Here is a 20,658-nt window from a genome sequence, read left to right on the forward strand (position 1 = left end):
CGATGTCCGAGAACCACGACGCCGTCGTCCATGACGCGGAGGCGGGCGCCGAGTCCCGCTGCCCGGTCGCACACGGACGCGCCCCCCACCCGACCCAGGGCGGCGGCAACCGCGGCTGGTGGCCCAACAGCCTCAACCTGAAGATCCTCGCCAAGAACCCCACCGAGCGGAACCCCCTCGGTGCGGAGTTCAACTACGCCGAGGCGTTCTCCGGCCTCGACCTCGCCGCCGTGAAGCAGGACATCGCGGAGGTGCTGACGACCTCGCAGGACTGGTGGCCGGCAGACTTCGGACACTACGGCCCGTTCATGATCCGGATGGCGTGGCACAGCGCGGGCACGTACCGCATCCACGACGGTCGCGGCGGCGCCGGCGCCGGCATGCAGCGCTTCGCGCCGCTCAACAGCTGGCCGGACAACGGCAACCTCGACAAGGCTCGCCGCCTGCTGTGGCCGGTCAAGAAGAAGTACGGTCAGCAGATCTCGTGGGCCGACCTCATGATCCTCGCCGGCAACGTCGCCCTGGAGTCGATGGGCTTCAAGACCTTCGGCTTCGGCGGCGGCCGTCCCGACGTATGGGAGCCCGAGGAGGACGTCTACTGGGGTCCGGAGACCACGTGGCTCGGCGACGAGCGCTACACCGGCGACCGGGAGCTTGAGAACCCGCTCGCCGCGGTCCAGATGGGCCTCATCTACGTCAACCCGGAGGGCCCGAACGGCAACCCTGACCCGCTCGCCTCGGCCCGCGACATCCGCGAGACGTTCTACCGCATGGGGATGAACGACGAGGAGACGGTCGCGCTCATCGCCGGTGGTCACACCTTCGGCAAGACCCACGGTGCCGGCCCCGCCGACCACGTCGGCCCGGAGCCCGAGGGCGCCCCGCTCGAGGAGCAGGGCCTGGGCTGGAAGAACAGCTTCGGTACCGGTAAGGGCGCCGACGCGATCACCAGCGGTCTGGAGGTCACCTGGACCTACCACCCGACCCGGTGGGACAACGAGTTCTTCCACATCCTCTTCGCCTACGAGTGGGAGCTGATGAAGTCGCCGGCTGGCGCGAACCAGTGGCGTCCCAAGAACGGCGCGGGCGCCGACATGGTGCCCGAGGCGCACGATGCGACGAAGCACCGCGAACCGCGGATGCTCACGTCGGACCTCGCCCTCCGGTTCGACCCGATCTACGAGCAGATCTCGCGGCGCTTCCTGGCGAACCCGGACGAGTTCGCCGACGTCTTCGCCCGCGCGTGGTTCAAGCTGACCCACCGCGACATGGGGCCGATCGAGCGCTACCTCGGCCCGGAGGTCCCGGCCGAGACGCTGATCTGGCAGGACCCGGTCCCGCCGGTGGACCACGAGCTGGTCGACGCCGCGGACATCGCCGCCCTCAAGGCCCAGATCCTGGCCTCGGGCCTGTCGGTGTCCGAGCTGGTCTCCACCGCGTGGGCGTCGGCGTCGACGTTCCGCGGTGGCGACAAGCGCGGCGGCGCCAACGGCGCGCGTATCCGCCTCGAGCCGCAGAACAGCTGGGAGGTCAACGACCCCGACCAGCTGGTCCGGGTGCTGCGCGCCCTGGAGGGTATCCAGGAGGCGTTCAACGCAGCCCAGACCGGTGGCAAGAAGGTCTCGATCGCCGACCTGATCGTGCTCGCCGGGTCCGCGGCCGTCGAGCAGGCCGCCAGGACCGCCGGCTTCGACATCGAGGTGCCCTTCACACCGGGTCGTACGGACGCGTCGCAGGAGCAGACCGACGTGGAGTCGTTCGCCGCGATGGAGCCGACCGCCGACGGGTTCCGCAACTACCTCGGCAAGGGCCTCCGCATTCCGGCCGAGTTCCTCCTGGTCGACAAGGCGAACCTGCTGACCCTGACCGCGCCCGAGATGACCGTCCTCGTCGGGGGCCTCCGCGTCCTGGACGCGAACTACAAGCGGTCGTCGCTGGGTGTCTTCACCGCGACCCCCGGTTCGCTGACCAACGACTTCTTCGTCAACCTGCTCGACATGGGCACGACGTGGAAGGCGACGTCCGAGGACGCGAACACCTTCGAGGGCCGTGACTCCGCCACCGGCGAGGTCAAGTGGACCGGCAGCCGCGCCGACCTCGTCTTCGGTTCGAACTCGGAGCTGCGGGCGCTCGCGGAGGTCTACGCGAGCGACGACGCGCGGGAGAAGTTCGTGCGCGACTTCGTCGCGGCGTGGGCCAAGGTGATGAACCTGGGTCGGTACGACCTGGCCTGATCCCGATGTCCAGGGGGCATATCCCGTTGAGGGATATGCCCCCTCGTCGTTGCCGGGTGACCGTCTGGCCACCGGCCGGCGGGCGCCATGGCGGGGTCTGCGCTTCGGGGCCGGCTCAGCCGCCATGGCCCCCGCCTGGCCCGCTGTTGCCGTGGCCGGGCTGCTTCTGGCGGGCATGTCCGCTGTTGCCGTGGGACTGGTGCTGGTCGGGATGCCCGTGGCCGGGCTGCTTCCGGCTCCGGTCGCCGTGCCCGCGTTCACCGGGGGACGTACCACCGGATCCACCGCTGGTGCCTGCCGAGACGCCGGCCGGATGGGCGGTGTCCTGGGTGGTGGCGGCCACGGTAACCGGGGTGGCCGTAGCGCCGGTGATCGTGGCCCGGCAGGGCGCGCCGTTGAGCGTGAACACCAGCGGAATCGGGTTGGACGTCTGGTAGCCGCCGGTCAGACCGGCTGTCGCCGTCGCACCGGCGGCGAGCGCCCCGGCGCCACGAGCGGTCACCGCGTGACCGGACTGCGTCCACTCGGCTCCGGTACCGCCGGTCAGTCGCTGGTCGGCGGGAAAGTCGAAGCGCAAGGTCCAGGCGTCCATCGACCGGGTGCCGCTGTTGACGACGGCGATGTCGACGCCGAACGTCCCGCCCTCATCGTTGCGGGTCTGGTAGCGCACCTCGCAGGAGACCGGCGGCGGCGGCGACGCGGCCTCCTGCTGCCGTACCGACAGAGCCTGCGCCGTCGACTGCGTCGTCGTTCCGACCCCTGCCCACGCGGACAGCCCGGTGACGGTGACGACGGCCGTCGCGCCCGCCGCGGCCAGCCGGGGATGGTGAGCCCACCACCGCCCGGCACTGACGGCACGGACAGCGCCGACCGGCTCCGTGGGCGCGTCCGCCGACGGCACCGCGTTCCAGGTCAGCGCGTCGTCGAGCGGAAGGGCCACCTGTATCCCGACGGCGGTCGACAGGGTAGCGGCGACCTCGTGCGCGCTCGGGCGGTTGTCCGGCGTCTTCGCGAGGCTGCGCGCGGCCACGTCGACCACCGCGGCGGGTAGCCCGGCGACCGGCGGAAGCGGCTGCGGTTCGGTGTACTGATGGGCCTCGATCATCTGCGTGACCGTGTCGGCCTGCCACGGCAATCGGCCCGTGAGCATGCGGAACAGCAGCAGGCCGAGGGCGTACACGTCGCTCGCCGGTGTGACCGCATCGCCGCTCAGTCGCTCCGGCGCCAGGTAGGCCGGGGTGCCGAGGATGGTCGTCGAACTGTCGGCGTCCGCGCCGGCCAGAGCCGCGATCCCGAAGTCGACCACCTTCACCCCGGCCGATGTGAGCATCACGTTCGCCGGCTTGATGTCGCGGTGCACCAGCCCCTGCGTATGCGCCGCCGCCAGGGCCGCGGCGACCTCGGCCGCCATCCGTACCGCGACCGGCCAGGGTACGGGCCCCTGCGCCAGCCGGACGTCGAGCGTGACGCCGTCAACCAGCTCCATCACCACGAACGGCACCCGGGCGCCGTCCGGCTCCACGGCCTCGCCGTAGTCGTACACACTCGTCACGTTCGGGTGGGACAGCCGAGCCGCCGCCTGCGCCTCCGCCCGGATGAGGTCCCGTGAGGCCGCATCGCCGGCGAACCGGCTGCTGAGCATCTTCACCGCAACGTAGCGCCCGAGCACCTCGTCATGGGCCCGCCACACCACCGACATGCCGCCCGCGCCCAGGCGGTCGATCAGGCGGTACCGGTCGGTCAACAGGCGTACGGCTACCATGAGCTTCCATTGCCCGCGCCCATGATTGTCTACACCTGTGATCGTCCGGCTATCGCCGTTCGGAATTCAGGTCCCGCACCACATACTCCGCTTGCGACGGTACCCAGTTCAACGCCCGCGCGAACGTCAACGCGGCCGTGATCTCAGCTTCCGTAAACCCGTTGAGCCGGGCGTGCTGGTCGTTGACGTCGTCGTCCACGATCCAGGTGGTGTCGGCCACGTGCCAGACGACGATCGGAGGATCGTCCGGGGTACGGGTAATGGTCCACCCGCCCACCTCGCCAGTGGGGTTGCGGCCATAGGTGAACCATCCATAACGCTCGGTCATGCTGCTCCCTGAACGACGACTGGCCTCGATCTTGATCATCCATCTGTTTGGTCAGGCCGTGGTCCCGAGCACGACCAGGTCCCGGGTGGTCCGGTTGAGCCGGTCGCCGCCGTCGGGGGTGCAGGCGACGATGTCTTCGATCCGCGCGCCGTACCGGCCGGGCAGGTAGATGCCTGGTTCGACGGAGAAGGCCATGCCTGGCTCCAGCGGCAGGCTCGAACCCGCCACGATGTATGGCTCCTCGTGGGTCTCCAGGCCGATCCCGTGCCCGGTGCGGTGTACGAAATACGGCCCGTATCCGGCGTCGGTGATGAGATCGCGGCCGACCGCGTCGAGCTGCTCGGCGGTGACCCCTGGCCGAACCGCCGTCGTTTGAAGTTGCTGCGCGCGCAGCAGGACCTCGTACAGGCGCAGGAACCCGTCCGGGGGCTGGCCGAGCGCGTAGACGCGCGTGGAATCCGAGCAGTAACCGTCCCCCGTGGTACCGCCGATGTCCACCACCACCGGCTCGCCGGCCTGGACGATTCGGTCGGACAGCTCGTGATGCGGACTGGCGCTGTTCGGTCCCGAGGCGACGATGACGAAGTCGACCCGCACGTGCCCTTCGGCGAGGATCGCCTCGGCGATGTCCCGCCCGACGGCCCGCTCGGTACGCCCGGGCCGCAGCCACTCGCCGACCCGCTCGTGTACCCGGTCGATGGCGGCCGCGGCACGGCGAAGCGCGTCGATCTCGGCTGGGCTCTTGCGCATCCGCAGGCGCTGCAGCACCTCGCCGGCCAGGCACTGCTCGACGTCGGGGAGGGCGGTGCGAAAGGCGATCGCCTTCTCGATCCACATCTGGTTGTCCAGCCCGACGCGGGTCATGCCGCGGGGCAGCCGGGAGGCGACCAGGGCGTAGGGGTCGACGGTCTCGGCCCAGCTCACCATGGAAAGTCCCAGCGCGCCTGCGGGTGAGGCGAGCGCCGCCGGCTCCTCGAGCTCCGGTACGACCAGAAAGGGGTCCGCGTCCGCGGGGACCGCGAGGCAGGTGCGGCGTTCGTAGGGTCGCGCGTCGTAGCCGGTGAGATAGCGCAGATCGGCGCCGGGCGTGATCAGTATGGCGTCGAGGCCGGCTGCGGCCGCGGCGTCGCGGGCACGGGTGAGGCGGTCGGCGAGATCGAGCATGGGCGTCTCCTCGGGCAGGCGGCTCACCGCCGAACGTTACGCGGCTCGGCCGACCCGGTCGCCGCGCCGGCTGCCGGCGGTGGACGGCTAACCCGGATTCAGGTCCTTGTGTACGGCGCGGGCAACCCTTTCCACTGTGGTGACTCCGTACGCCATCGAGGCGTTGTCCTGCGTGAGGACGACGATCTCGTACGTGCGGCCGGGGCCGGCGAAGCTGCCGATGCTGTTGATGCGCCACCCGTGCGTGGCGCGAGACATCCATCCGTTCTTCACCTGGATCCTGACGCCTGCGGGGGCTCCCGCCGGTACGCCCCAGCGCTGCCCCGGCACGACGCGGCTCATGAGGTTGAGCACGTAGCCACGGGAGGTATCGGTGAGGACGGTGTTCGCGTTGTCGAGCAGGGACAGCAGCTTGAGCTGATCGAGGCCGGTGATCTGGGTCAGGCCCCAGCGGCCGTCTGAGCCGAGGACCGTCTGGCTCATGCCGGCCAACTGGAGGAAGTGTTGGACGGTCGCGCGTCCGAGCTGGCGCCACAACGCGGTGGCGGCGGCGTTGTCCGATTTTGTGATCATGGCGATGGCTCGTTGGTCCTCTTGGTGGGTCAGCTGTCGATGCTGCTCCTGGGTCTGGCGGAGCAGCGCGGCGAGGATCGTCACCTTCACGACGCTGGCCGAATCGAAGTGCCGGTCCGCGCGCAGTCCGCAGGTGACGCCGGTGCCCGGATCGGCGACGGCGACGGCGACGGTGCTCGTGCGACCCGCGAGCGCGGCGATGATGTCGCGCGACACGGTGGCGGCGAGGCCGGGGTTTCGGGACGAAGCGCAGACGGCAGGCGCTGCGTCGGCGTGGGGCGGGCGGTCGGTGATGGCGACGCGCGAGTACTTCCCGACCGCCATGATCGTGGCGACCTTGTCCGTGGTGGTGTCGATGGTGGACACGCTGCCGGAGTTGGCGTTGGTGGGGTGGGCGGGCTGCTCCTGGGACACGGCGGTGACGGCTTGTGACGCCGCGAAGCCGCTCGCGGATGCCGAGGCGTTCCTATGTGTGGTGGTACGGGCTGCCGCACTGCCGGCCAGGGCGCCGCTGGCCGCCAGGGCCACTCCCACGGCGGACGCGGTGACGACGACCAACCGGGCGTGCCTGTTGAGCATGAACAACCCCCTGGTCTGGTTCGAGTGAGGATCGATGTGGGACGTTCTTCTCGCACGCGGCAAGTACGGCCTAATGCCTGTACCGCCCTATACACAAACCTTGGCCGTTCAGTGGGCGCAGCAACCGACATACCGCTTGCCCGGCGGTACCGCTCGGTCGGCCTTGCGGCCCGTCCCGCAGGTGCGCCCGCGCCGTGGGTACGACGTCGCCAGCTGGCCCGCTACCCGTCGCCGACAGGCCGGCGGGTGGCGAATCTCGCCCGCCCGAGGGACACATCGCAGGCCGCGGAGGGCCTATTGTGTGCGCTGCCAGATTGGATGATCAGAGAGGGAATCGTGGCCGACCAACCGCCGATCTCCGGTACGCCGCAGCCCGATCCCGACATTCCTCCACAGTGGCCGGCCCCGGACCAGCCTCGACCATCGCCGGCCCCCGACCAGCCTCCGGCGTGGTCCGGTCCCGCGCCGTTGCGGCCCGGCGGGTACCCGCCGCCCGCTGGCTGGTGGCCGGGCCCGTACCTGGATCCCGCCGACCCGCTGATCAGCCCCGACTACGGCGGCTGGTGGCGGCGTACCACCGCCTTCGTCAAGGGTCACTGGCGTACCCTGGCGACCCTCCAGGCCTTCAACGCCGCGGCATCGTTCGTGGTGCTCGGCCTGGTCTTTGCCGTCCAGGCCGTCTGGACCCGAAACCTGACGCGGACCCCGTTCGACCCGCAGACCCCGCTCGACCCGCAGACCCCGCTCAGCGGGCCTGACGTCTCAGCAGGCCAGGTGCTCGGCGGGTTGGGCCTCGTGTTCGCCGGTGTGGCCATCACGGTGTTGATCATGTTCGTGGTCCAGTTGGCCACCACGCACGTCGTGGTCAGCGCCGCATCCGGAGCGCCGGTGAGCGTTGCGGGTTCGCTGCGGGCGGCCCTGCCCCGGCTTCTTCCACTGGTGGGCTGGAGCCTGCTCGGTGGCGTGATCGTCCTCGGCGGCGTGTGCGCCTGCTTTCTTCCGGCGATCTACTTCGGCGCCGTCCTGTATCCGCTGCCGGTGGTGGTGATGGCCGAACGCGGCGGCATCATCAGCCGTTGCTTCACGCTCTTCAACAAGAATCTCGGCGTCTCCGTCGGCCGGATCGCTACCCTCTACGGGCTGAGCCTCGCGGGTGGAATCCTGACCGTGCCGGTCCAGCTGCTCATCCACGCCGCGGCCGGGACGGGCGCCAGCACCGGCGCGCTCGTTGGCGGAACGGTGATCAGCACGGCCTTCCAGGTCGTGGTGACCGCCGCGGTCAGCGTCCTGACCGGACCCGCACTGGTCACGGCGTACGCGGACATGCGGGCCCGGGTCGAGCCCGTCTCCACCGCCGTGCTCGCCGGCGAGGTGCTCGCCGGCTGACGTCTACGCCGACGCCTGGGTCAGCAGCCGCAGCTCGTCGTCGGTCAGCCGCAGGTCCGCGACCGCGAGCAGATCCGGCAACTGCTCGACGTTTCTGGCGCTGGCGAGCGGCGCGACGACGGTCGGCTGGGCCGCCAGCCACGCCAGCGCGACGGTCGCGACGGCCGTGGAGTGCGCCGCCGCGACCTCGTCGAGTGCGGCGAGGACCCGGCGGCCGCGGTCGTTGAGGTAGGAGGCCGCGCCGCCGGCCCGTGGGCTGTCGTCGGCGGGGGCGCCGTCACGGTACTTGCCGGTGAGGAAGCCGCTGGCCAGGGCGTAGTAGGGCACCACCGACAGCCCCTCGCGGGCGGCGAGGTCGCTCAGCCCGCCCTCGAACGTGTCCCGCTCGACCAGGTTGTAGTGCGGCTGGAGCGCCACGATCCGGGGCAGCCCCTCGGCCTCGGTGATCTTCAGCCATTCCTCCAGCCGCTGCACGCTGTAGTTGGACGCGGCGATGTAACGCACCTTGCCCTCGCGTACCAGCTCGCCGAGGGCGGTGACGGTCTCCTCCAGCGGCGTGTTCGGGTCGTCGAAGTGGGCGTAGTACAGGTCGACGTGGTCGGTCCGCAGCCGGCGCAGGGACGCGTCGATCGCCCGCCGGATGGTGGGGCGGGACAGGCCCTTCGCCTCGGGGTGCTGGCTGACCTTCGTCGCCACGACGATCTGGTCGCGGTTGCCACGAGCGGCCATCCAGCGGCCGATGATGGTCTCGGACTCGCCGCCCGAGTTGCCCGGTACCCAGGCGGAGTAACTGTCGGCGGTGTCGATGAAGTTGCCGCCGGCCTGCGCGTACGCGTCAAGCACCGCGAACGACCGCTCCTCGTCGGCGGTCCAGCCGAACACGTTGCCGCCCAGGGCGAGGGGGAATACGTCCAGGTCGGTGCTGCTGATGCGCGCCATGCGATCGGAACCTCTCGTGCTTTCGGCTGCCGATCACGACGTTAGCCGCGCTGTTGATCATGTTTGTCGCGCGGGGCGGGCGGACCGGTCGTACGTCACAGTCGAGTCAGGCCAGGCGGACCAGCATCTTGCCCAGGTTCTCGCCGCGCAGCATGCCGAGGAACGCGTCGGGAGCGTTCTCGATGCCCTCGACCACCGTCTCGTCGACCCGGAGCCGATCCTCCCGCAGCCAGCGGCCGACCTCGGCGAGGAAGTCCGGCGTCCGGTCGGCGTGGTCGCCGACGAGGAACCCGCGCAGGGTCAACCGGTTGCTGATGGCGAGCCAGAGGTTGCGCGGCCCAGACGGCGCCTCCGCGAGGTTGTACCCCGAGATCGCCCCGCACAGCGCGGCCCTACCGAACCTGTTCAGCGACGAGATCGCCGCTTCCAGATGCTCACCGCCGACATTGTCGAAGTACACGTCGATGCCGTCCGGCGCCGCTTCCTTGAGCTGTTCGGCGACCGGGGCCTTTTTGTAGTTGAACGCCGCGTCGAAGCCGAGTTCGCGGGTGAGGTACTCGACTTTGGCGTCGGACCCGGCGCTGCCGATGACCCGGGGGGATCCGCGCAGCTTCGCGATCTGTCCTGCGATGCTGCCCACCGCGCCGGCGGCGCCGGAGACGAAGACGGTGTCCCTCGGTCTCATGGCCGCGACGTCGAGCAGCCCCACGTACGCGGTCAGCCCGACCATGCCGAGTGCGCCGAGGTAGGCCGAGGGCGGTGCGGCGTGCGCGTCGACCTTGCGCGCCCTGGCCGCGTCGAGCAGCGCGTACTCCCGCCAGCCGAGTCCGTGCAGGACCAGGTCGCCGACGGCGAGGTCGGGGCTGTCCGACGCGACCACCTCGCCGACCGCCCCACCGTCAAGGGCTTCGCCCAGCCGGAACGGCGCGACGTAGGACTCCACGTCGTTCATCCGCCCCCGCATGTACGGGTCGACGGACATCACCAGGTTGCGGACGACCACCTGGCCCGGGCCGGGCGCGGGGACCGGCACCTCGACCAGCCGGAAGTTGTCGGCGGTGGGCCAGCCCGTGGGGCGGGACGCGAGGTGTACTTCACGGCTTGTCCGGTTCGCCACGGTCCTACGGTATGCCCGACCGGCGTCGGCCGCCCAACTGGTGAACGGCCAGTACCGGTCGCCCGCCGCCCGGCAGCCAGGTCGCTCAGTGGACCACGGAGGCGTACCAGCGGCGATGGACGATCGGTTCGACGCAGAGCACGGCACCGCCAGCGACCGAGCCCACGAGCAGGGAGGTAAAACCTCCACCGTTGAGTAGCGCGCCGAGGCAGGCCGCGACGATGGCGAGCGGTCGCAGCAGGGTCAGCGGTCCGAGGCCGACAACCATGGCGAGGGTGCTGACACGGAACGGCAGTACGAAGTAGGCGGCCAATGACAGCACCACGGTGGTGGCGTAGACCGCGAGCGGCCGCAGATAGCCTGCGCCACCGGCGGCGAGGGCAGCGTAGGCGAGGGCCGGATCGTCCGCTGTCAGCAGCACGGTACCCGCTGTCACGGCGGGAGCGAGGAGCAGGACGGCGCCGACGGCCAGGCCACGCAGCGCGGACCGGACGATGGCGGCGCGCTTGCGGATGCGGGCGTCGCGTCCGGCGTAGGCGCGAAAGCCGCTGAACGCCGCGTCGACGAGGCCGAGCGTCACGAGCGGCGCGGCGGGGGTCATCGGACAACCTCGGCCAACTGTTCCGGGCCGACCAACCTGCGGGAGGCACGTCCGAGGGCTCGACGCAGCGGGGCCTCCAGGTGAGGGCGGATCCCGAGGACGGGGCGCAGCGTGGTGCAGAAGGGGTTGGACATGCCTCGGGGTTCGTAGAGCAGCGGGCGTATGCCAGGGGCCGCGGCCGCCCGGAGCAGCGCCTCGTCGCTGTGGGCGCGCAACGCGGAGACGACGCCGTCATGGCGGCCCAGTGGGTGGCGCATCCTGGCGCGGTGGAACGCCCACGCACCGACGGGTGCGAGTCGGGTCGCGGCGATGTCGTAGTGGCAGAAGGCGAGAGCCGGGGAGCTGGCCTGAGCCCGGAAGAACTCCGCCAGGGCGGGACCCCGGAAGTGGTGCAGCACGCCGGTGGAAACGTAGACGGTCGCGGCCTCGGGCAGGTCGAAGGCGTTGCCGTGGACGAAGCGGCAGTGGAGCCCCTCGGCCCGGGCGAGGCGCGCGGCCTCGCCGACCAGGGCGGCGTCGAGGTCGACGCCGATGAGCTCGACGTCCGGGCCGAGCGCATGGGTGGCGGCGAGCCAGCGGATCAGGTAACCGAGGCCGCAGCCGACATCGACCAGGCGTAACGGCCGAGCGGGCGTGGCGGCCGCGCGGACCGCGGCCAACAGTGGGCCGAGCAGGTGGACCAGGCGTTCACCGATACGCAACTCCTCGCTGAGGCGCTGCAGTTCGGTGTGCACGCCGACCAACAACCGGTCAACGGCGTGCGGGTCGAGGACATCGTCACGACCGGTGGGCAGGCTGGCGACGATACGGGCGGCGCGATGGTCGCCGTGCTCCTCGAGTTGGCGGATCACGTCGCCGCGGCGGACCGGAAGGCGATCACCGCTACGCGGATCCGTAGCGGTGATCAGGTCGGATATCTCGAGGTGGGGCACGGTGACGCACGATAGCGGACCGGACGCTGCCGTAGCGCGGTTCGACCACTGCGTCAGGCCAGCTTGCGGCACAGCAGGGCGTCCGGCTCACCGTCGGGGGACCAGATCACCCGGCGGTACGCGACCCCGGCGACGTACTCGTCACCGGCGCACTGGCCCTTGTAGTCACCGATCGCGAAGTCGCCCCCGGGTGTTCCATCGGGCCGGTCGTCGCCACGGTCGAACCAGACGGTCCGGGTGGCGGTTCCCGCAGCGGCCGAAAGCTGCGTGCACAGTACCGACGACAGGTCCGCCCCGCGCGCGGAGTACCCCGTGACGGCCTGTCCCCGCGGACACTGGAGCTTGGTGAAGCCGTACGCCCAGTCGGCGTCGACGAAGGACTCGTCGCGTACGACCGTGTAGTCGGCGGCCACGGCCGCGTCGGTGCACAGTCCCCGGTACGCGGTGTGGCTCAACCCGGCCAGGCGTTCGCCGTCGGGGCAGACCGCCTTGCGGGCGCCCGGGTCCCAGTCCGGTTCACCGCGCATGTGCGACGACTGGTCGAAGTCGCCGTGGTCGAGCGTGAGCATCGACCACGTCCGCACCGGGTCCAGGTGTCCCGTCCGGCCCGGCGCGTCGATGAGGCGCTGCCAGTCGGCGGCCCGCCAGTCGTCGCCGTCGTGGAGGCCCATCCGGTGACCCGCGGCGTCCCAGGCCATCAAGGCCCAACCGTTCCCGTGGCGGCCCTCGTGCCAGCCGACCAGCGGCCAGTACGCGAAGTCGGTGTCGTTGGCGATCAGCAGGTCGACGAAGTTGTGGAACCAGTCCCGGGACTTCTGGTCGGTGTTGTCCCGGCCGCCCACGCCGAACTCACTGATCCACACCGGTGCGGTGAAGTGTTGCGCGTCGGTCTCCGCGACGTACAGTGCCTGCCGCCGCACCACGTCGAAGAGTTGGTCCCGACTCAGATCCTGATACCGGGGATCGTGGGTCTCGCCGATGCCCGTCGCGCCGCTGTGGTTGGGCCCCGTGTACCCGTAGAAGTGGGCCGAGTAGACGAGCTTGTGCGAGCGGACGAGGGTGTGTGACAGCTGCGCGACGGGCTCCAGCGTCGGCCGGCCGTGTGGAAAGCCGTCGATGGGAAGGCCCGTCCAGTTGATTCCCTCGACGATGATCAGGAGATCCGGGTTCGCCTCGGCGAGAATGCGGTCACCGGCCCGCTGCGACGCGGCCTGCCAGTCGTGGCTGTCACCGAGGCCCCAGTTCGGATCGTCGAGGATGCTGCGGCGCACCTCGTTGTACAGGTCGGCGCCCACCACCCGCTTGTTGCCGGCGTACCGGCGGGCCATGAACAGCCAGTCGTTCTCCCACCGGGCGTCGCTCTGGCTGGCGTTCCACCGCTCGTTGCCGTCGATGCCGCAGCACCACTTCGAGGTGTTGGTGTGGTTGTTGAGGATCACCGCGAAACCGTCGGCGGTCAGCGCCCGCACGACCTCGTCGTACACCTGGAGCGGCGTCCTGCCGCGCAGTTGAGGGTTGGCGGCGACCGACGCGTCGGGCACCGCCCGGGTGTCGTGGATCATCTCGTTGGAGAACGGCAGTCGGATGCTGTTGAGACCCAGCTCGTGAAAGCTGGCGATGATCTCGGCTATCGGCGCCCGGTCCAGCCCCAGGGGCATCTCGTCGGACTTCTCGCCGGCGTGGTTGTTGGCCGGGTCGTTCGGGTCTCCGCTGCCGGTCCAGGTGCCGCTGGCGCCGTGCCAGTTGCCCGCCTTCAGCTTGAACCGGTTGCCCCGTGCGTCGACGATGTACCGCCCGACCGTGCTCAGCGGGCCGCTCCACGAATCACCGAGACCGGCGCCGACCGGGTCGGCGGCTCTGCCATGACCCCGTGCGAGCGCGGGAGTTGTCAGGGCTGCCAGGGACACCAGGCATGACACGGTCGCGAGCGCCGCCATGGGTCTACGCACAGGACACCGCTTCGGTCGAATGCGAGCTGAGGGTCAATTCATCGTACATTATCGATGTAGTGACCGGTCGGCTCCGCGCTGGCCGGCGGTCCCGTACTACAGTGCCACTGTGGACTCCGCGGAGATCGACCGGCTCGTCATTCAGGGGCGCAACATCCAGGCCATCGCCGCGCTGCGCAAGGAGTACGGGTACACCCTGCGGGAAGCGGTCGACGCGCTCGATGGCCGCGTCCGGGCGTTGTCGCAACACACTCCGGTCGAATCCCGGTCGCCTAATGGGTCCAGTCGGCCAGGATCTGCTGCTGTGCCTCATCCAGCGTGATGTCGCCACGGCAGACCTGAACCTTGAGGGCGGTCTCTTCGCGATCCTTGTCCTCGGCCGCCTCGCCGCTGTCGGTGGTGCCTGCGCTGGTGCGTGGTTCGGGCCACAGGTTGTCCGGGTCGCGCGGGGCGCCGCCGAGTTCGAGCGGGATGAGGTGGTCCTCCTCCAGTTCCGAATTGGGGATGTCGGCCTCGCCGTAGGGGATCTTCTGGCGGTTCTTCAACGCCGTGGTGTAGCTGGCGGGTGGACGGATGGTGGCGGTCCAGCCGGTGACGCAGATGGTCGAGTGGATGGTCTCCTGGGTGACGCTCGGGTTGAGCGCGCCTGGTGTGCAGGCGGCATCGGCGGTGCCGTGGGCGATGGCGCACGCGGTTGCGGCGGGTTGGAGGTGCGCCGTGGATGCGGCGGTCGGCCAGGCTCCGGCGACCATCGCGATGGCGGTGCCGGTGGCGGCGGCGGCCAGTCCGATTCGTGCGGCTGTCATGTGCCAGACCTTCGGGTGCGGACTTTAACCATCGAAGCATATTAATATAATCGGTGGTTAACAGTCGCTGCACGTGCGGGTACGGCGCAGCCGTGGCCGGGAAGGGCATACCCGACCCGCGGAAATGCCCTTTCGTTGTGTCCGGGTTGTCAACCCGGCTGACGACGCCCGCCCGGCATGGCCAGCCGGGCGGGCGACCCGTCCCAACTGACGACCGTCCGCTGGGAAGCACGACGCCGGGAATCGCCGGAAGAAGCGGCGAACCGCCCCGGACGTCGAGCTCACAGAGTGGTCATGCCGCCGTCCACCCGGAAGATGGCGCCGGTCGCGAAGCTGGACTCGTCGCTGGCCAGGTACACCATGATCCCTTCGACATCGGCGGACGTGCCCGGCCGGCCGATGGGGGTCCGGGAGACGATCGCGGCACGTTCGACGGGGTCCGTCGAGATCGCCGTCACCAGCGAGGTTTCGGTGTACCCGGGCACGACCGTGTTGACGCGGATCCCGCGGGTCGCGTAGGCGGCGGCAACCGCCCTGGCCATGCCGTGGATGCCGGCCTTGGAACTGCTGTAGGCGGTGAAGTCCTTTCCTTCGCCGTTCAGTCCGGTGGGGGAGCCGGTGACGATGATCGACCCCCCTCGGTCGAGCATGGCTCGCACGGCGTGCTTGAGGGTCAGGAAGGTGCCGGTCAGGTTGATCGCGATGGTCTCGTGCCACGTCTCGAGGTCGAGATCGGCGATCTGTGCATCGCGGCCGAACAGCTGGACACCCGCGTTCGCGACCACGACGTCGGGCTGGAAGCCGGCCGCGTGTGCGCGGGCGAAACCGCCCTGCACGCTCTCCTCGCTCGAAATGTCCATCTCGATGGCGAGCGTGTTCCCGGCGTCGCCGGCGGCGACCGTGACGGCGTCATAGTTGCGGTCGGCGAAGACCACCCGGGCGCCCTCGGCGGCGAATCGGGTGGCGACCTGCCGGCCGATTCCGGATCCGGCGCCGGTGACGAGCGCCGTCTTGCCGGCCAGTCGGTTGGACATGGCGTTTCCTCCCTTCCGGATCACCGCTTGATGGCGTCCAGGTGCAGCATGCGCGTGAGTACCCGGTCCAGCTCGTCGTCGTTGAAGATCGACTTCCAGTCATCCTTGATGATCTTCTCGCGGCCGTAGTCCATCGCGATCAGGCAGGCGTCGGAGAACGGGTTGTCGCCCTTGAGCGTGTTGGCCAGTGCCACCTGGACGTGGCCGAGCAGCATGGCGCGGGCGGCCGCCTCCGGGACGCCGATGGTGTGGACGGTCTCGTGCAGCGCCTCCTTGAGCAGATCGCCCACCATGCACGCGACCGTCTCGACCAGGGTGGGCTCCAGGTAGGCGAGCTGCTTGACGGTCACCCAGTGGACATCGATCACCGGCGCGTACATCAGCCGGATGACCTCCTCGGCGACCGCACGCTTCTCCTCGTTGCCGGATTCGAGCGCGGCCACGACGTTCTGTGGCGCCGCGATGCCGCCGAACGTGTCGGCCAGTTCCTCGGGCGTGCGCCGCTGGAGGAACACCGAGGGGTGGCACGGGTGGGCGACCGCGTACTCGACGTCAGCGCGCTGGTGGAGCAGGTTCGCGTAGGCGGCCGCCGGGTCGAGGGTCAGCACCACGGTGCCCGGTCGCACCTGCGGCACCAGCTCCGCCGAGACGGGCGCGAGTGCGATGTCGGGGACGGCGAGAATCACCACGTCGGCGTCCGCCACCGCGGTCGCGCTGTCGGTGACCGACCGGCCGGCGTCGATGACGCGCTGCTGACCGGCGGGGGAGGTCTCCGCGTAGTAGACGGTGTGGCTGCTGCGCTGCAGGTTGTTCGACACCCGCATGCCCATCTTGCCGCCGGCGCCGACGACCGCGATGGTGAGGCTTCTGGTGGCGGTCGGTTCGGTGGTCATGCCTTGCTCCTCAGGTATTGAAGGTTGTGGAGGTTCCACTCGTTCTCGATGCGGATGGTCGTCTCGCTGTCGCCCTGCCAGGGCAGCCAGTGCTCGATGATCTGGTCGATGCCGCGCTCGTCCGGCCGGACGACCTCGACCATGTGGTCGTAGTCGAGCAGGCCCTCCCCGAGGGGGCAGCCGGCGAGCGTGAAGCCGACCCAACCGTCCTTGCGCGTGAAGGCGAAGTCCTTGACGTGGATGTTCCGGACGTACGGCGCGGTGATGCCGATGGTGTGGGTGGGGTGCTCCAGCGCCGCGACGGAGTTGGCCGGATCGAGGCAGATGCCGAGGTTCGGTGAGCCCACCGCCGCGACGGTGTCGACGATGGTCTGTACCGGAACCTGCTCGTAGGTTTCGAGCGCGAGCGTGACTCCGGCGCTTTCGAAGTCCGGCAGCACGGTTCCGAGCAGCTCGATGGCCTCGGCCTTGGTCGGTTTGTGGTCGACGGTGTTGAACATGCTGCGGACCAGGCGTACGTCGAGCCGGTCGGCGAGCCGCAGGTAGCGGCGCAGATGCTCCGGTCGCAGCCCCCGCGTTCCCAGTTCCAGTGCGACGCCACGGCGTTCAGCGTGCCGGCGCAGCTCCGCCAGTCGGGCGTCGTCGTAGGACTCGATGTGGGGGTAGTCGCAGATCTGGAAGCGCGTCACGTCCCAGTCGGCGGTCCGGTCGATCATGTCGATCAGGTCCAGTGGGCTGTCCGCGGTGGTCTGCCACTGCCAGAAGAACGCGTAGGTACTCAGTCCGACGGTCACGATGTCGCCTCCTGCAGGTGGACGCCGGTCAGGCCCGTGGCCTCGTCGAGGTTGCCGATCAGGACGCCGGCGCCGGTCATCGTGATCGTGGGCCCGCAGGGTTCAGACCTGAGACCCCGCTTCATGCGGATCGAGGCTGCCATTAGCCGGTCAACCTGTCAACCGGTTGACCAATATTGGTCAACCGGTTGCGTGGTACTCTCCCGCCATGCCTCCTGCCTTTCCCGCCTCGCCGTCCACGGCCGAGCTCGCCGCGGCGCTTGGCGGGAGCATCGAAGGGGTCACCGCGGTTACCGAGGTCGCGAGACGGTTGCTGGCCTACTTCACCAGTGGGGACATCGAGCCGGGCATCCGGCTGCCGGCCGAGCGGCAACTGGCCGCTTCACTGGGAGTCGGCCGATCCGCTATCCGCGAAGCGTTGGCGGCGCTCGAAATTCTCGGCGTGGTGACCGTTCGTCCAGGGTCGGGCACCTACCTCCGTGGCACCGTGTCCGAGCTGCTGCCGCAGACGCTGTCCTGGGGGATGCTGCTCGGCGAGCAGAAGACCCGGGAGCTCATCGGGGTGCGGCACGGTCTCGAGGTCCAGGCCGCCCGTCTGGCCGCGACGTCCATCACCGAGGACGGCCTATCCACGCTCGCCGGGCACCTGGCCACGATGAAGACCAACACCGGCACGTTGGACGCGTTCGTCGCCGCCGACATGCTGTTCCACCAGGAGCTGGCCGCGGCAGCCGACAACGATCTTCTCAGCGAGATGCTGCAGAGTGTCCGCTCCCTCATCCGGGTCTGGGTCGAGCGGGCGGTGGACGATCCGGAGCACGCCCAGCAGACCTGCCGGGAGCACGAGGCGATCCTCGCCGCCCTGCGGGCGCGCGATCCCAAGGGCGCGGCAGAGGCCATGAGCAGCCACATGGAGAGCGCCGGCGAACGACTCATCGCCGCTTCCGGGGAACCCCGCTGATCGGCCGGTCGCCCAAGGAGCCACGTGTCGTTACCACCGTCCACGAGGATCGACGATGATGCCCGGAAGTGACCTCGTCCGCAGCAGGATGGGCGGCGCGCCACGTACGTTGGCGCGCGGTCGCTGGTCGGTCGAGGTCCGCGGCGACGAAGTCGCCGACATCCGGTTCGACGGTGTCCACCTGCTGCGTGCGATCCGGCCCGTGGTGCGGGACCGCGACTGGAACACGGTGCCGGTCGCGGTGGTCTCCCAGCACCTCACCGACGCTGACGCCACCCTCGTCACCCGGCTGCGGTTCGAAACCGACGGTATCGCGTACGAGGCGACCACCAGGCTGCGTCTACACGACGACGAGCTCACCGTGGACTTCGACGGCCGGGCGCTGGTCGACTTCGAGCGGAACCGGATCGGGCTGGTCGTGTTGCATCCGGCCGCCGACGCCGGTCGCGCCGTTCGCGTGAAGCACACCGACGGCGGGCTCACCACCGGCTCGTGGCCGACCCACATCAGTCCCCATCAGCCTTTCCGGGACGTGGCCGGCTTCGAGTGGCGCAAGGACGGTGTCACCGCGACCCTGTCCCTGAGCGGCGACGTCTTCGAGACCGAGGACCAGCGCAACTGGACCGACGCGTCCTTCAAGACCTACAGCACACCGCTGAGCCTCCCGTTCCCGGTGGCGGTTCCCGCGGGGGCGGACTGCCATCAACACCTCCGGCTGGCGGCGGACGGGCGCGCCGAGTCCGGTGCCGGCCCTTCCACGGAGGAGCTGACCGTCTCGTCCACGGTCGCCGGTGTGCTCCCACCGGTCAGTCTGGGGGCGTCGCTGTACCCGCCGCCCGCGCGGCCGCTGGACGGCCTCGCCGCCTACGAGACGGTTCTCGTCGAGCTGGTGGGGGAGGAGGAGCGGTGGCCGGATCAGCTGCGGTCAGCGGCCCGGCAGGCCGATGCGCTGACCGCCCACCTCGACGTCCGTGTCGTCACGGCCGAACCGGACGCGATCGGCCGGTGCGTCGCCCAGCTCGCGGGCCTGCCGGTCGCTCGGCTCGGTGTGTTCGACCGCGACAGCCACGTGTCGGCTCCGGCCCTGTGGGGAGCCCTTCGCGACAGTGTTCGGCGCCACGGCTTCACCGGACAGCTCGTCGCCGGGACGCGCGCGCACTTCACGGAGTTGAACCGCAACATTCACCAGATTCCCGAGGACGCGGACGCGTTGACGTTCAGCGTCACCCCGCAGATGCACGCCACGGAGATTCCACACCTCATCGACAGCCTCGCGATGCAGCGGATCGTGGCGGAGAACGCGCGCCGGTTGGGCGGGGGGCGTCCGGTGCTCGTCGGCCCGGTCACGTTGGCTCGACGTTTCAACGCCGTCGCCACCACCGCTGCCCCCGATCCCGCCGTGGATGCGCTGCGGGCGATCGATCCCTTGCAACCGACCGACTTCACCGCCGCGTGGACGCTGGGGAGCGTCGCGTCCCTCGCTGCCGCCGGCGTGGCCGGCGTTTGCTACTTCGAGACCGGTGGACCCCGCGGGATCGTCACCTCCGACCAGACCGTGACTCCCGCGGGCAAGGTGCTCAACCGGATCGCCCGGCTCCGCGGACGACCGGTCCTGCGCTGTACCGCTCCTGACGGCATCGCGGCACTTGCCGTTCTGCTCGACGGCGGATCCGTGGAACTGGCCGTCGCCAACCTGTCCGCGACCGCGCGCACGATCACGGTGGGTGGTCCCGGTCGGCGTCCCATACCGGTCGACCTCGACGGGTGGTCGGTACACCACGCCACGCTGGACGCGCCGGTCGACTAGCCGCGTGGCGTCGGTCGGGTTCACTCACGGGTGGCGCTGACGTCGACGACGACGTTGAGGTGGCGGGCGGTGACGAATCTGGCCCGCGTGAGGCCGAAAGCGTACCGGTCGATGAGGGCGGTGGCCCGCACGCGCAGCGCGCCGTCCCGGGTCCGGGCGTGCGTGATGGTGAGCTCCACCGGTTGGGTGGCGGCGCGGACGGTGAGGTCGCCGTGCAGCACCCACTGGCCGGCGTAGCGGCGCAGGCCGTGCGAGGTGAACGTGATGTCGGGGTGGCGGGCGGTGTCGAGGAACTTCGCCGACCGCACGGCCGCGTCGCGTCGGCGGTTGAGGGTGGTGAAGCTCGCCGCGTCGACGGTCGCGGTGGCCGTCGACGCGGCGAGCGGTTCCGCGATCACGATGCGGCCCGACCGGACGGCGAGTACGCCGGTGATGTTGGTGAGGCCGAAGAGGTGGTTGGTCTGGAACCGGACCGTGGAGCGGTCGGCGACGACGCGGTACGCGCCCGCTGTCGGCGCGGTCGTCTGAGGCGTCACCCGGCGCGCCTCCATTTCCGGTCGTGCGTACGGCGACGGTGACAGCGGAGGTCGTGATCCGACCTCACCCCGGACGGGTGGTCCGCGAGCAGCGGACCGGCGGCGACCTGGTGCTTGTTCGGGCCACATCACGACGGGTGGCCGGATCGTCCGGCATTTTGATCCGGGCGGCGGTGTATACCTCGCCGTCGGCCGGGTAGCGCACCCCCTGCCGGCGTAGCACCAATGGCGGAGCTCCTCTCACACCGCGGATGTAGGTAACG

19 protein-coding genes are annotated in these 20,658 nt (G+C 70.1%); 4 read left to right on the top strand and 15 right to left on the bottom strand.

What is annotated here, in order from left to right; all coding sequences use genetic code 11:
- The first annotated feature begins 2 nt into the window (after positions 1-2).
- Complete coding sequence (gene katG, locus HC031_RS27570; RefSeq protein ID WP_167928359.1) at positions 3-2,234, top strand: catalase/peroxidase HPI; 2,232 nt, start codon at positions 3-5, stop codon at positions 2,232-2,234.
- A gap of 115 nt (positions 2,235-2,349) precedes the next feature.
- Here the strand turns inward: katG and HC031_RS27575 are convergent, their stop codons facing one another.
- The 4 genes from HC031_RS27575 to HC031_RS27590 all read right to left on the bottom strand — a co-directional run bounded on the left by HC031_RS27575 (position 2,350) and on the right by HC031_RS27590 (position 6,640).
- Complete coding sequence (locus HC031_RS27575; protein ID WP_167928360.1) at positions 2,350-3,996, bottom strand: serine/threonine-protein kinase; 1,647 nt, start codon at positions 3,994-3,996, stop codon at positions 2,350-2,352.
- A 49-nt stretch (positions 3,997-4,045) separates the two neighbouring features.
- Positions 4,046-4,363, bottom strand: coding sequence for a hypothetical protein (locus HC031_RS27580; RefSeq protein WP_167928361.1), 318 nt, complete (start codon positions 4,361-4,363; stop codon positions 4,046-4,048).
- A 12-nt stretch (positions 4,364-4,375) separates the two neighbouring features.
- Entirely contained in the window at positions 4,376-5,488 is a 1,113-nt protein-coding gene (locus HC031_RS27585) for a M24 family metallopeptidase (RefSeq protein WP_167928379.1), read from the bottom strand.
- 87 nt (positions 5,489-5,575) lie between these two features.
- The gene (locus HC031_RS27590; protein ID WP_205863318.1) at positions 5,576-6,640 is read right to left on the bottom strand and encodes a serine hydrolase; all 1,065 of its coding nucleotides are present in this window, start codon (positions 6,638-6,640) and stop codon (positions 5,576-5,578) included.
- Positions 6,641-6,976: 336 nt separating this feature from the next.
- On the opposite strand from HC031_RS27590, the gene HC031_RS27595 reads away from it, so the two are divergent.
- Positions 6,977-8,026: a hypothetical protein gene (locus tag HC031_RS27595; RefSeq protein WP_167928362.1), complete on the top strand. Its 1,050-nt coding sequence runs from the start codon at positions 6,977-6,979 to the stop codon at positions 8,024-8,026.
- Positions 8,027-8,029: 3 nt separating this feature from the next.
- Here the strand turns inward: HC031_RS27595 and HC031_RS27600 are convergent, their stop codons facing one another.
- From HC031_RS27600 to HC031_RS34115, 10 genes are all read right to left on the bottom strand, one after another.
- Positions 8,030-8,965: an aldo/keto reductase gene (locus HC031_RS27600; RefSeq protein ID WP_167928363.1), complete on the bottom strand. Its 936-nt coding sequence runs from the start codon at positions 8,963-8,965 to the stop codon at positions 8,030-8,032.
- Positions 8,966-9,071: 106 nt separating this feature from the next.
- A complete protein-coding gene (locus tag HC031_RS27605; protein WP_167928364.1) occupies positions 9,072-10,082 on the bottom strand; it encodes a zinc-binding dehydrogenase in 1,011 nt (336 codons plus the stop codon).
- Positions 10,083-10,167: 85 nt separating this feature from the next.
- Positions 10,168-10,683 (bottom strand): hypothetical protein, encoded by a 516-nt coding sequence (locus HC031_RS27610; protein ID WP_167928365.1) that lies wholly within the window; start codon positions 10,681-10,683, stop codon positions 10,168-10,170.
- Positions 10,680-11,615 carry a methyltransferase domain-containing protein gene (locus tag HC031_RS27615; protein WP_167928366.1) on the bottom strand — a complete coding sequence of 312 codons (936 nt, stop codon included), beginning with the start codon at positions 11,613-11,615 and terminating at the stop codon, positions 10,680-10,682. The genes HC031_RS27610 and HC031_RS27615 overlap by 4 nt, the downstream gene beginning before the upstream one ends.
- A gap of 53 nt (positions 11,616-11,668) precedes the next feature.
- Positions 11,669-13,564, bottom strand: coding sequence for a glycoside hydrolase family 5 protein (locus tag HC031_RS27620; protein WP_338090859.1), 1,896 nt, complete (start codon positions 13,562-13,564; stop codon positions 11,669-11,671).
- A 272-nt stretch (positions 13,565-13,836) separates the two neighbouring features.
- Positions 13,837-14,370: a hypothetical protein gene (locus HC031_RS27625; protein ID WP_167928367.1), complete on the bottom strand. Its 534-nt coding sequence runs from the start codon at positions 14,368-14,370 to the stop codon at positions 13,837-13,839.
- A 281-nt stretch (positions 14,371-14,651) separates the two neighbouring features.
- Complete coding sequence (locus tag HC031_RS27630) at positions 14,652-15,404, bottom strand: SDR family NAD(P)-dependent oxidoreductase (RefSeq protein WP_167928368.1); 753 nt, start codon at positions 15,402-15,404, stop codon at positions 14,652-14,654.
- Positions 15,405-15,424: 20 nt separating this feature from the next.
- Entirely contained in the window at positions 15,425-16,297 is an 873-nt protein-coding gene (locus tag HC031_RS27635) for a phosphogluconate dehydrogenase C-terminal domain-containing protein (protein ID WP_167928369.1), read from the bottom strand.
- On the bottom strand, positions 16,294-17,091 hold the full coding sequence (locus HC031_RS27640) for a TIM barrel protein (RefSeq protein ID WP_167928370.1): 798 nt from the start codon (positions 17,089-17,091) through the stop codon (positions 16,294-16,296). The genes HC031_RS27635 and HC031_RS27640 overlap by 4 nt, the downstream gene beginning before the upstream one ends.
- On the bottom strand, positions 17,088-17,216 hold the full coding sequence (locus HC031_RS34115) for a hypothetical protein (RefSeq protein ID WP_277349820.1): 129 nt from the start codon (positions 17,214-17,216) through the stop codon (positions 17,088-17,090). The genes HC031_RS27640 and HC031_RS34115 overlap by 4 nt, the downstream gene beginning before the upstream one ends.
- 83 nt (positions 17,217-17,299) lie before the next feature.
- On the opposite strand from HC031_RS34115, the gene HC031_RS27645 reads away from it, so the two are divergent.
- Positions 17,300-18,052 (top strand): FadR/GntR family transcriptional regulator, encoded by a 753-nt coding sequence (locus tag HC031_RS27645; protein ID WP_167928371.1) that lies wholly within the window; start codon positions 17,300-17,302, stop codon positions 18,050-18,052.
- A 55-nt stretch (positions 18,053-18,107) separates the two neighbouring features.
- On the top strand, positions 18,108-19,859 hold the full coding sequence (locus HC031_RS27650; RefSeq protein ID WP_167928372.1) for a D-apionate lactonase family protein: 1,752 nt from the start codon (positions 18,108-18,110) through the stop codon (positions 19,857-19,859).
- Between the two features lie 20 nt (positions 19,860-19,879).
- On the opposite strand, the gene HC031_RS27655 is transcribed toward HC031_RS27650, so the two are convergent.
- On the bottom strand, positions 19,880-20,395 hold the full coding sequence (locus HC031_RS27655) for a YceI family protein (protein ID WP_167928373.1): 516 nt from the start codon (positions 20,393-20,395) through the stop codon (positions 19,880-19,882).
- Positions 20,396-20,658: the final 263 nt, after the last annotated feature.

Source organism: Planosporangium thailandense (assembly GCF_011947195.1).
Taxonomy (GTDB): Bacteria; Actinomycetota; Actinomycetes; order Mycobacteriales; family Micromonosporaceae; genus Planosporangium; species Planosporangium thailandense.